We start from the raw sequence: 10,831 nt of genomic DNA, 5'->3' as shown, positions 1-10,831 counted from the left end.
GCCCACCCGCCCACAAACACCCACTGACCAGCCCCGTAACACCAACCACTGGACCAGCGCGACCGACTCTCACCACCACCGACACCAACCCGAGAGATCGCACACCCGGAACCGCAGCCAATCCATCGCAACATCAGGCGAATTGTTCTAAATAGGGAAATAAGTTCCTTCCATATGAAGCCGCGCACGTCTGCCCGTGACCGGCGCAAGACAGTGGGGGGTCCGAAGGTGGTGTCCGGCGCCGGGGACTGAGGGCCGGGGAGCGCCGGTGGAACGCCCCACCGCCTCCCCCCGAAGCCCCCCGAGATGCGCCAGCACGCATGCGCACATTTCGTGTACCAACCGTGCGCGGGAGGTACGCCGCCGCCCGGAATAAGGCGCACGTCTACCGAACACTCCGGGCAGGGCACCAATCCGAACCAGCGTTGACCAGTCCTCACCAGAGTTCGGAATAGAAACCGACGGACGCGAACGCGGCGCCATGCCCCCCCCACCGTACGCGGCGGAAAAGGTTGCTCGGCACAATGAACCGCCGCCGGACATCGAGCGTCTACAGGTGCGTGGGTGCGCACTGACCTCGCGCACCGAGTCGTATTCGAGGGGAACCGAACACGTCATGAAGACCAAAATGACCACCGTGGCCCTTGCGGCGATCGTCGCCGCCGGCACCGCCGTCGCCGCCGTCCCGGCCTCGGCCGCCACCGCCAAGGCCGCGCCGACGCGTTGCCACACCGCCGACCTGAAGGCCGGTTTCGCCACCGGGGACGACGCGAAGCCGGAGATGGGGCGGACCGGGAAGCAGACGCAGGCGTTCATCTGGTTCACCAACAGGAGCAACCGCACCTGCACCCTGTCCGGCTTCGCCGGTGTCGACATGGTCGGCGCCCAGAGGACCGACGGCACCTGGTCCCTGGTGCGCTCGGCCAAGAGGCCCACGAAGATCACCCTGGGGCGGGGGGACACGACGGACTTCAGCATCAACCTGCTCCCCGTTGCCAGGTCCACGCCGCAGAAGGAGAAGTTTGTCCCCGCGACGTTCCTGGTCACCCCGCCGAACGAGACAAAGCACTTCACCCTGAAGTGGCCGTTCGGCGGCCAGATCCTGAAGCAGGACGGCGCCACCCACCCGGGCACCTACCTCAACCCGGTCGGACAGTAATCCCCCGCGGCCGCGCGGTCGGGGCTCCAGGAGGGCTTTGACCGCGCGGCGCTCGCCCATCGCCCGGTAGCCCTCGGCGACCTGGAAAGTCGGCCATCATTCCTCGCCTGGCCTGCCCGTGCCCTGGCCGCGCACCTCGGGCACTACCGCGACCTGGCCGCCCGCACGGTTGCCGCCGGCCTCCTGCCCGCGCCCGTCCTCGCCCATGCCGCGCTGCTCGCCGAACTCGCCCGCTTGGTCCCGGCCGCAGACATGGGCCAGCCGGCGTTCGCAGGCAGGCATGCCACGCCGAACCCGAGGCTGTCGCCAACCTGGCCGCGTTCCTCACCCGCGCTATCGGGACGGCCAGTACCGACCACAATCACGCAAAGTGGCTGTCGCGCTGTGGCGCCAGGGGTGTCACGCAGACTGTTCGGCCGACAACGACGAGCATCACCCCCTGCCCTGGGCACCTGGCCGATCAGCGTGACACAGGTCGGCCTCGACTACGCTACGTGTCAGGGCCGACCCGGCTGTCCAGTGTCGCTGAACTCTGACCGTTCGCCGCTGAACTTCGACCACCGGGACAGGCTCCCCATGAAGCCCGCTGGACTGCGGATCAGGGAAGTTTCGCGAGCTGGGCGTTGATCACGTTCACGGGCACGACCGCCGCCTCGCCGGGGAAGCCTTGGGCCATGAACCAAGCGATGACGGAACCCTTGCGAACCACCAGGAAGTGGAACGGGGCGCGGAGAGTGCCTTCCTGGTCGTCGATCTTCTCCACGATGCCGTACTCGACGGCCTGGTCACCCAGGTGCGGGTCTGGCAGAACCTGGAGGTGCTCGAAGCCTTCGGTCATGTCGACGGGTCCTGCATACGCCGTGCACCGGGGCAGTGCCGCCTGCAGGTCGGCGAGGACCTTGGGCGCGTCGGCCGGCCGGTACGCGATCAGTGCCACCTCGACGTTGTCACGGCCGCTGAGGAGGTCATCGGCGAGGGCGTACTGGCGGTAGGCATGCCGTGCTGAGCGTTCTCGTAGACGTGCTGACAGCCCTTCGGCGAGATCCGTGGCAGGTTGCCCGTGGACAAGGTGACCGGCATCTCCGTCCCGTCCGTGGTGCGGCCCGCCATCGTTGAGATCTTGTCGCCCGGCACGTCCTTCCGGGTGAGCACGTAGGAGTCGATCTCCCGCTGGGTCACCAGGTGGGAACTGTTCCCGCTTGCGGGCCCGCTCCGGGCCGCGGGGGTGCCGGTGAGCAAGGGGGAGCGCGACACGCCGGGCTTCGTCGTCGCTCCGGCGGAGGAGGATCCCGCGGTCGCGGGACGTCCGGAAATTCCGCTCACCACCGGCTTCCCGGCGCCGGTGTCGCTCCCGCATCCGGCCGCCGTACCCATCATCGCCACTGTGCAGACCGCCACTGCGGCACGCACCATCCGACCGTCCGACATACCCCGCCCCTGAGTTCCATCCGATGCAGTCGACACCCCACCACGGCACCCGACCGCAGCGGCCAACATTGCGCCGACGCATGAGCCATTCGTGGATGATCCCATGCGCTACCGTCCTCGACGATGCTGAGCGCAGGCAGTTGCAGCAGTGGGCGCGGCAGGCCAGGACCGCCCAGTTCCTCGCGTTACGGGCGCAAGATCGTGCTGCGCTGCGCGGAGGGCGGGACGAACCAGCAGGCTGCGGCCGACCTCGGCATCGACAGGTCGACCGTGGACCGCTGGCGGGCACGGTTCATCGCGAAACGCCTCGATGGCCTGCAGGACAATGTCGAAGTCGACGATCGGGCGGATCTGGAAGCGATTCGACCTCAAGCTCCACCTGCAGGACTCCTTCAAGCTGTCCACCGATCCGCGGTTCGTCGCCAAGGTCGTCGACGTCGTCGGCCTGTACCACCACCCCGCCCGAAAAGGCGGTCGTGCTCTGCGTGGACGAGAAGAGTCAGATCCAGGCGCTGGACCGGTCCCAGCCGGTGCTGCCGATGATGCCCGGCGTGCCCGAACGCCGTACCCAGGACTATCTGAGGCACGGCATCACCAGCCTGTTCGCCGCCTTCAACATCGCCGACGGCACCGTCATATGGGTCTGTGTAGCGGACGGTCGAACTCGTTCGGTTTTGTTCAGCGTCGTCCGGCGGTGAGCCGGCCGTCGAAGGTGATGTCGAAGGCTTGGAGTGCGGCCTTCCAGCGCATGGTCCAGCGTTTGCGTCCGGTGCCGGTCGGGCCCAGGCTCATGACGGCCAGGTAGACGCATTTGAGGGCGGCCTGGTCGGTGGGGAAGTGTCCCCGGGCCCGGACGGCCTTACGGATCCGCGCGTTGATGCTCTCGATCGCGTTCGTGGTGCAGACGATCTTGCGGATCTCCACGTCGAACCGGAGAAAGGGCACGAACTCCGCCCAGGCCGCCTCCCAGAGCCGGACGATCGCCGGATACTTTCCGCCCCAGGCATCGCTGAACTCCACGAACCGCTCCAGCGCGGCCTCCTCGGTCGGCGCGGTGCAGACCGGCCTGAGCGCCTTCGCGACCTTCTCCCAGTCCTGCCGGGCCGCGTAACGGAAGCTGTTCCTCAGCAGATGAACGACGCAGACTCCCCCTGTCAACCTCCGTTGTTTTGGAGGTTGTTGGAGGCTGATCGAACTGGGCGAGAGTTGAGGGCATGCCAAGGGGCCGAGGAACCAGAGCGTGATCGTCCCTCGGATGCTGGAGCGTGGTGTGGAGTTCCTCAGTCAGTCAGGTCGGCCTCCGGGCGGGCGCTGTGGTGCAGGGCGGGGTCGTAGTTGGTGTGGTCCTGCCAGCAGCGCCAGAGGATGCGGACCCAGCGGGCGCCGAGCCCGCGGATGGCGCGATGGTGGGGCTGTTTGTGGGCCCTGGCCTGCTCATATGCGTCGTGGACCCAGGGAACTTCGCGGGTCATGGTGAAAACCCACCAGTCCACGGCGTGGCGCATGCGCTTGTTGGCCGCGTAGCGGAAGCGGACCTGCCGGCTGCGTCCGGAGGCCCGGGTGACCGGGGCGACGCCGGTCTCGGCGAGGAGAGCGTCCGGGGTGGGGAAGCGGTCGCGGTCCTCCCCCATCTCGGCCAGCAGCATGGCCGCGCAGGACCGGCCCATGCAGGGGAAGCTGAGGAAGATGGGCGCGTCGGGATGGGTGGCCAGCAGCTTGTCCACGCGCTTGTTGAGGATGCGGACGTGGTCGTTGAGCAGGGCGAGCTGCTCGGCGAAGAGCACGGCGGTCAGCTCCTTGCCCGCGACCGTGCCCGGGGCCACGGCCAGCAGATGGGTGCGCAGCCGTTCCACCAGCACCTCTGGACGGGTGCGGCCTGAGTATCCGTGCCGGCCGGTGAACGCTTTCATCCGCTCGGGACCGACGCGACGGGCCAGCTCAGGGGTGGGGTAGTCCCGCAGGAACGCCAGGCTGATGTCCCGGTCCAGCGAGGAGAACATGTGCAGCACGGCGGGATGGTAGGCCTGCAGGAGGGCCCGCAGCTGGTTCTCCAGATCACGCTGGTTCCAGATGACGCGTTCCCGGTCGCGGATGACCGCGCGCAGCTCGGCCAGCTGCGGTGACGCTGCCGGTAGCGGCCTCCAGTGTCGGTGCTCGTGGCGGAGGCTGTCGGCCAGGACGAAGGCGTCGAACGCATCGTCCTTCTTCGGCGCCATTCGGTAACGTTCGCGCGCCCGGGCGGAGATCTTCGGGGAGACGCAGTAGAGGGTGTGCCCCGCTGCCTGCAGGCGTTCGACCAGCAGGCCTTCACCGCGCTCGATAGCGATGCCGGCCAGGGCGACGTGTCGGCGCAGCTGCCGCTCCAGGTGCTCGAGGCCGTCAGCAGTGTGCGCGTACCGACGCTGATGCATGACCTGGCCGGCGCCATCGAGGAGGCAGAGCTGGTGATGCTGCTCGCCCCAGTCGAGGCCGCCGAACACGCCATCTCCGACCGAGGAGTTGGTGGGTAAGGAGTTGTGCATGGCTTCCGTCCTGTCGATCCTGGTCACCGATCGGGCGGCCCCGCTGGTACCTCATCTCGGCGCTCGAAGCGCAACTCCCGCTGGCCAGTTCGCGGCCCGCCTCCAGCGGGAGGGACTGGTCTGCATGGGGGCCTCGAAGGCAACGCGTCTGCATAGGTCCTCTCCCGCTGGCGCGGTGACCGGCGGGCATCTCCCGCCACCAAGGAGTGTGCACGGATGAGGTCTGGACGATCGTCGCAGGCCAGACGCTGTTCACGGCGTCCGGGAGGCCGGTCAGGCCGTCGCAGACCAGCATCAGGACATCGGCCGCAGCGCGGTTCTTGATCTCGGTCAGTACCTGGAGCCAGTACTTCGCGCCCTCCCCGCCATCGCCGATCCACAGGCCCAGGATGTCCCGGTGTCCCTCGGTGGTGACCGCGACCGCCATGTAGACGGGCCGGTTGGCGACCTGTCCGTCCCTGACCTTCACGTTCACACAGTCGATGAAGACGACCGGATAGACGCTGTCCAGCGGACGGTTCTGCCATTCCGTCATGCCGGCCATCACGCTGTCGGTGATCGTGGAGATCGTGGACTAGGAGATCTCCGCGCCGTACACCTCGACGAGATGCGCGGAGATCTCCCCGTGCGTCAGCCCCTTCGCCGACAACGACAGGACCATCTCATCCACCCCGCCCAGACGCCGCTGCCGCTTCTTGACCAGTTGCGGCTCGAACGACCCGGCCCGGTCCCGCGGCACCGCGATCCCGACCGGCCCCGACTCGGTGATCACCGTCTTGGACCGGCGCCCGTTGCGGTAGTTGTCCCGACCGCCCTCGGCCCGCTCACCGGGCTCGTGCCCCAGATGATCGGTGAGGTCGCCCTCCAGTGCGGACTCCAGCACCCGCTTGGTCAGCTGCTGCAGCAGGCCGCCCTCCCCGGTGAGCTTCACCCCACCAGCCTGAGCCCGGGCCACCAACTCGGCGACCAGCCCCTCATCCACGGCGCCCGCCCCACTCACAGCGGCCTTCCCGGCCTCGGTGTCACTCGTCACGTCAGTCATCAACTGTCGCTTCCAGCTCGGGAGTTACACCGCTCACCGTACAGACCCCCGTATGGCATAGGGATCTCCAGGACCGATCTCTCTTCCCAGGTTTACCACGAGCCTGTACTCATGCAAGAGTACTCGTATGTCATCGATCAGGTTGTTCATCCTCGACACGTTCGCGAGGAACGGCGAGATGCACGGGCACAGGGTCCGTCTCCAGGCAGAGCAGGAACATCTGCACCTGTGGACGGACGTGTCGGTAGGGAGCCTGTACCAGGCGATCAAACGGCTGCTGTCCGAAGGGCTGCTCGCCGAGGTACGAGTCGAGCGAGAAGGCAATCTGCCCGAGCGTCAGGTCTACGGCATCACAGACGAAGGGCGACGGAGGCTCCGGGAACTGCAGTCGCAGGGGCTTACCCACATCTGGATGAAACCGGACCCCTTCGACCTGGCCCTCACCCGCCTGGACCCCGAAAAACTGGATGATCTCCACGCCATGATCGCCTCCCGGCTGGACGAGCTCTCCTCCATGCTCTCCACCACCGAGGCGCTGAACACGCAGGCCATCGACAGCGGCTACCTGACGGTGAGCGAGTCCCTCGCGGTCAGCCACGGCGCGCACCGGCTGCGCGCCGAAGTTGCCTGGCTCCAAGAAGTCCTGAACGCGGTGCCCGAGATCGTCGCCGACGAGCGGACCCGCCAGCCCGGAAACCCCTGACCGCCGGGCACCATGCCAGCACGTACCACCCTGCAACCTGCACGACCAATGTGCGGACCATATGGAGCATGCACCATGTCGGAACTGATCGAGCCCTTCAAACTGTCCATTCCCGACGAGCAGCTGACTGACCTGAGCGAACGCCTCTCCCGCACACGGTGGCCCGACGCCGAAACCGTGCCCGACACCAGCCAGGGCCCCCAACTGGCCAAGCTCCGCGCCCTGCACGACTACTGGCTCCACACCTACGACTGGCGGCGGTGCGAGAAAACCCTCAACAGCCTCGGCCAGTCCCGCACCACCATCGACGGCCTGGACATCCACTTCCTCCACGTGCGCTCACCGGAACCGGACGCCCTCCCCTTGATCATGACCCACGGATGGCCCAGCTCGGTCCTCGACTTCCACAAGGTCATCGGCCCGCTCACCGACCCCGCAGCCCACGGCGGCGATCCGCGCGACGCCTTCCACCTCGTGGTGCCATCGCTGCCGGGATTCGGATTCTCCGACCGGCCGACCGCACCCGGCTGGGGATTTCCCCGGATCGCCGGCGCCTGGATCACACTGATGGACCGGCTCGGCTACCAGCGGTGGGGTGCACAGGGCGGCGACCTCGGCTGCGCGGTCACCGACGAGATCGGCCGCGCGGCCCCGGACGGCTGCGTCGGACTGCACCTCAACTTCGCCATGTTCCCGCCCACACCCGAGGAGATCAAGGACGCCACCGCGCAGGAACAGGCCATGCTCGACAGCGCTGGCTACTTCTGGGAGAACCTCTCGGGCTACGCCAAACAACAGGCAACCCGTCCGCAGACCATCGGTTACTCCCTCGCGGAGTCCCCCACCGGCTTGGCCGCCTGGATCTACGCGATGTACCAGGACACCTGCGGCACACCAGGAGGCGCGGAAGCGTCATTCACCCTGGACGAACTACTCGACACCATCATGCTGTACTGGCTTCCCAACACCGGAGCATCCTCCGCCCGAATGTACTGGGAAATGGCCCGGGCACCCCGCCCCTCCGCGCCTACCCCCGCCGAACCCGTCACGGTGCCCACCGGATTCAGCATGTTCCCCGAGGAACACGTGCGAAAGTCCCGGCGCTGGATCGAACGCCGCTACAGCAACGTCATCCACTTCAGCGAGCCCGCCGCAGGAGGCCACTTCGCAGCCTTGGAACAGCCGAAACGCTTCACCGATGACGTCCGGGCCACTTTCCGCTCCGTGCGCTGAGCGCGAATGCCTGCACCGCGACCTCCCTCAACCGACCTCCTTGCAGAAGGGCACGATCTCATGGCGGCTCTGCCGACCGAACTCCTCGAACTGCTGCGGCGGCCGAGTCCCTGCTTCATCGCCACGACGATGCCCGACGGCTCGCCCCAGCTCACGCAGACCTGGGTGGACACCGACGGCGAAAACATCCTCGTCAACACCGTTGAGGGCTACCGAAAGACGAAGAACGTACAACGTGACCCGCGCGTCGCTCTGACTATCGCCGACCCCGACGACACAACCCGCTACTTCGGGGTAAAGGGGCATGTGACCGCCGCCACCACCGACGGTGCCGCCGAGAACGTCGAACGCCTCTCCCAGAAGTACACCGGTCGGCCCTACACCTCCTACGGCGGCCCGGGACAGACTCGGATCCTGCTGACCATCGCCGTCGACACCATCATTCACGCCCCCGTGCACTAGCTGGTCGTGGTGGAGATGCCGACCACGTAGGTGAGCCCGCGTTCTTCCAGGCCGAGGCAGAAGGCGGCCGTATGGCCGTAGCCGCCGCCGGCGAGCGGGACGCCGATGCCCCATGACCGGGTCTCGTCGATCATGTCCAGGTGATCCACTTCTGCCGGTCGGCCTGTCTGCCTTGCCCGTTGCCGCCCCCCGCCCGATACTCCCGCGACTTCAGGATGAACAGAGCTCTGCGGGTGGCAGCAATGTCAGGTGAAGTCGGAGATCCAGGCGTCGATGGTGGTGACGTTGACGCCCTGGTGAGGGAAGACCTTTGTGGTCAGCACCCGGTGGACCTCAGGGTCGGGGTCCGCGCAGCCGTCTGCCAAAACGGTGAGGCGGTAGTCAAGGTCGGCGGCCTGGCGGAGAGTGGACAGGACGACGCCGCTGGTCGACAGGCCGGTCAGGACCAGGTGGCCCGCGTCCGCGCCGCGCAGGACGAGATCGAGGTCACTGCCGGTGAAGGCGCTGACGCGCTTCTTGGTGACGATGCTCTCGCCGGGGGTGGGTACGACGTCGGGATGGATAGCGGCTCCGGGGTCGCTGTTGGTGAAGGCGCCGTCAGGCAGGGCGCCGAACAGCGGGCTGGACTTGGTTTCGGGGTGACCGGGGCGGAAGCCCACGACGACGTACACCACGGGGATGCCCGCGGACCGGGCCGCGTCGATGGCTCGTGCGAGACCGGCTGTGTAGTCAGGGCCGAGGTCGGGGACGCGGTCGACGATGCCCTTTTGGACGTCCATCACGAGCAGGGCGGAGTGGGTCACTGTTGATCCTTAGTGTTGTGGGATGGGTCGAATCGCCGCACGCGGCTCAGTACCGGGCAGCGGGTTCTGTCCGGCCTGGAGCACGTGGCACCCGAGTCGTACCTCGGCGGGCCACTGCCCTGATGCCCGCAGGTCTTGGTTTACCGGCCGGTGTACTGAGGCTCGGTCTCGGTGGAGGTTCGGTCGTCGCATCCGACGCGGCGCAGGGAGCGGTCTACGACAGTCATCGCGAGGAACAGCACACTGACAGCGAGTATGAAGGCGGCGAGGTGGTGCAGGCCGCCTGTGTCGGCCCGCTGGCCGAAGAAGGCACCGTTGGCGGCGGAGGCGATGATGGCGCCGAGGTAGCCGAAGGTACGCAACAGTCCGGCGGAGGAGCCCATGCGTTCGGCGTCGGCCTGGTAATAGACGGCGTTCTGCAGGGCCAGGCTGTTCAGACCCTGCGGGACTCCCAGGACGATCGCAACGGCCATGAGCAGCCACACCGGGCTGTTGTTGCTCAACAGGAGCAGTAGACCGCAGGCGACGACCTGGCCGATGGCGCCGACGACGAGCTTGCCGCGGGCGCTGCGGTGGCGGCCTGTGAGGGCGGAGACGACGATCGCTGTGGCGAACAAGGGCAGTTGCGCCAGGCCGGCCTGCGAGGCGGACAGTCCACGTCCCTGTTCCATCCATTGGGTGTACCCGTAGAGGAAGGCGTAGGTGACGACGTAGCAAAGCAGCGCCCTGCCGTAGGTGGCCAGCAGCGGCAGGTTGCCACCGAAGACGCGTATGTCGATGAAGGGCTGCTGGGCGCGCAGTTCGCGCCAGGAGAAGCCGGCTCCCGTAGCGACGGCCAGGACCAGCAGGTACCAGTCGCTGCGACCGGGGTTCATGAGGAACAGCAGCAGGCACACGAGCGCGACGGCGAACAGGCCCATGCCCGGCAGGTCCAGACGGCTCACAGGATGGCGGCCGTCGTCGCGGCGGACGCCGGGCGTCGCCGGGATACGGCGCACACCAGCGGTTGTCGCTCCAGCGGGCTGTTCGAGTACAAGACTGCGACGCCTCCGCCGAACCGGGTTCTTGAGACCTCCGCATAGAGCGGCGTGCAGCCCCCGTGCTCGCGGTGGTGGTCGCGTGGGCGTCGGACGGATTCCTACACGAAGCCTGGCTTGAGAAGCCTTGAGCGAAGAGCGAAGCGCTCGCGCCTGCGTGATCGCCACTACCCCAGGCCGTGCTTGCTCGTTGACGTTGGTGGTGCGAGCCCGCTGCATGGTGACCTCTCGATATGCCCGAGCTTTGCGAGCTCCCGTCGAGACCGAGGCCCGTGTGACGCGCTGGTGCCACGAACGGCTAGTGAGGTGGCGGACCGGCCTTGTCGCCGAGTCCTGGAATTAGGTCGCTGCGTGGCCCGCATGCGCTCGTGACCAGCGCAAACACCCACGCCCTGGGGAGGATGCCTTGATCTACTGCGGAATCGACTGGGCCGAGAGGACG

The 10,831-nt window shown here is 67.4% G+C and carries 9 protein-coding genes and 5 pseudogenes; 5 read left to right on the top strand and 9 right to left on the bottom strand.

All coding sequences use genetic code 11. The features are described from left to right. Positions 1 to 616 precede the first annotated feature (616 nt). The gene (locus tag LQ326_RS46250; protein ID WP_234545222.1) at positions 617 to 1,159 is read left to right on the top strand and encodes a DUF4232 domain-containing protein; all 543 of its coding nucleotides are present in this window, start codon (positions 617 to 619) and stop codon (positions 1,157 to 1,159) included. 96 nt (positions 1,160 to 1,255) lie between these two features. On the opposite strand, the gene LQ326_RS46245 is transcribed toward LQ326_RS46250, so the two are convergent. The 3 genes from LQ326_RS46245 to LQ326_RS46235 all read right to left on the bottom strand — a co-directional run bounded on the left by LQ326_RS46245 (position 1,256) and on the right by LQ326_RS46235 (position 2,413). Further along, positions 1,256 to 1,441 (bottom strand): hypothetical protein, encoded by a 186-nt coding sequence (locus LQ326_RS46245; RefSeq protein ID WP_234545221.1) that lies wholly within the window; start codon positions 1,439 to 1,441, stop codon positions 1,256 to 1,258. Between the two features lie 316 nt (positions 1,442 to 1,757). Beyond that, positions 1,758 to 2,096, bottom strand: coding sequence for a hypothetical protein (locus LQ326_RS46240; protein ID WP_234545220.1), 339 nt, complete (start codon positions 2,094 to 2,096; stop codon positions 1,758 to 1,760). Then, positions 2,087 to 2,413 (bottom strand): hypothetical protein, encoded by a 327-nt coding sequence (locus LQ326_RS46235; RefSeq protein WP_234545219.1) that lies wholly within the window; start codon positions 2,411 to 2,413, stop codon positions 2,087 to 2,089. Before LQ326_RS46235 ends, LQ326_RS46240 begins: the two co-directional genes overlap by 10 nt. 254 nt (positions 2,414 to 2,667) lie before the next feature. Here LQ326_RS46235 and LQ326_RS46230 point away from each other — a divergent pair. Further along, positions 2,668 to 3,225: pseudogene (locus LQ326_RS46230) on the top strand (helix-turn-helix domain-containing protein); the annotation flags it as partial. A gap of 40 nt (positions 3,226 to 3,265) precedes the next feature. On the opposite strand, the pseudogene LQ326_RS46225 reads toward LQ326_RS46230, so the two are convergent. From LQ326_RS46225 to LQ326_RS46215, 3 genes and pseudogenes are all read right to left on the bottom strand, one after another. Next, positions 3,266 to 3,730 (bottom strand): annotated as a pseudogene (locus LQ326_RS46225) (transposase); the annotation flags it as partial. A gap of 137 nt (positions 3,731 to 3,867) precedes the next feature. Further along, positions 3,868 to 5,109, bottom strand: coding sequence for an IS110 family RNA-guided transposase (locus LQ326_RS46220; RefSeq protein ID WP_234545218.1), 1,242 nt, complete (start codon positions 5,107 to 5,109; stop codon positions 3,868 to 3,870). A gap of 208 nt (positions 5,110 to 5,317) precedes the next feature. Further along, positions 5,318 to 6,151: pseudogene (locus LQ326_RS46215) on the bottom strand (IS256 family transposase); the annotation flags it as partial. Between the two features lie 127 nt (positions 6,152 to 6,278). Between LQ326_RS46215 and LQ326_RS46210 the strand changes: the two are divergent. From LQ326_RS46210 to LQ326_RS46200, 3 genes are all read left to right on the top strand, one after another. Then, complete coding sequence (locus LQ326_RS46210) at positions 6,279 to 6,854, top strand: PadR family transcriptional regulator (protein ID WP_234545217.1); 576 nt, start codon at positions 6,279 to 6,281, stop codon at positions 6,852 to 6,854. A 75-nt stretch (positions 6,855 to 6,929) separates the two neighbouring features. Further along, entirely contained in the window at positions 6,930 to 8,087 is a 1,158-nt protein-coding gene (locus LQ326_RS46205; protein WP_234545216.1) for an epoxide hydrolase family protein, read from the top strand. A 60-nt stretch (positions 8,088 to 8,147) separates the two neighbouring features. Next, entirely contained in the window at positions 8,148 to 8,549 is a 402-nt protein-coding gene (locus LQ326_RS46200; RefSeq protein ID WP_234545215.1) for a TIGR03618 family F420-dependent PPOX class oxidoreductase, read from the top strand. A gap of 5 nt (positions 8,550 to 8,554) precedes the next feature. Here the strand turns inward: LQ326_RS46200 and LQ326_RS46195 are convergent. The 3 genes and pseudogenes from LQ326_RS46195 to LQ326_RS46185 form a co-directional block, all read right to left on the bottom strand. Further along, positions 8,555 to 8,740: pseudogene (locus tag LQ326_RS46195) on the bottom strand (transposase); the annotation flags it as partial. Between the two features lie 54 nt (positions 8,741 to 8,794). Further along, positions 8,795 to 9,352: a cysteine hydrolase family protein gene (locus tag LQ326_RS46190; RefSeq protein ID WP_234545214.1), complete on the bottom strand. Its 558-nt coding sequence runs from the start codon at positions 9,350 to 9,352 to the stop codon at positions 8,795 to 8,797. A 140-nt stretch (positions 9,353 to 9,492) separates the two neighbouring features. Continuing rightward, positions 9,493 to 10,353, bottom strand: a pseudogene (locus tag LQ326_RS46185) (MFS transporter); the annotation flags it as partial. Positions 10,354 to 10,831 lie beyond the last annotated feature (478 nt).

Source organism: Streptomyces shenzhenensis (genome assembly GCF_021462265.1).
Taxonomy (GTDB): Bacteria; Actinomycetota; Actinomycetes; order Streptomycetales; family Streptomycetaceae; genus Streptomyces; species Streptomyces shenzhenensis.
The sequence above is the reverse complement of the archived record's forward strand: the minus strand, read 5'-3'. Positions and strand labels throughout refer to the sequence as shown.

Bases quoted from the DNA above. Each gene is read 5' to 3' on its own strand.
- LQ326_RS46245 (WP_234545221.1), bottom strand. From the start codon at position 1,441: ATGCCTGCCTGCGAACGCCGGCTGGCCCATGTCTGCGGCCGGGACCAA.
- LQ326_RS46205 (WP_234545216.1), top strand. From the start codon at position 6,930: ATGTCGGAACTGATCGAGCCCTTCAAACTGTCCATTCCCGACGAGCAG.
- LQ326_RS46220 (WP_234545218.1), bottom strand. From the start codon at position 5,109: ATGCACAACTCCTTACCCACCAACTCCTCGGTCGGAGATGGCGTGTTC.
- LQ326_RS46210 (WP_234545217.1), top strand. From the start codon at position 6,279: ATGTCATCGATCAGGTTGTTCATCCTCGACACGTTCGCGAGGAACGGC.
- LQ326_RS46200 (WP_234545215.1), top strand. From the start codon at position 8,148: ATGGCGGCTCTGCCGACCGAACTCCTCGAACTGCTGCGGCGGCCGAGT.
- LQ326_RS46250 (WP_234545222.1), top strand. From the start codon at position 617: ATGAAGACCAAAATGACCACCGTGGCCCTTGCGGCGATCGTCGCCGCC.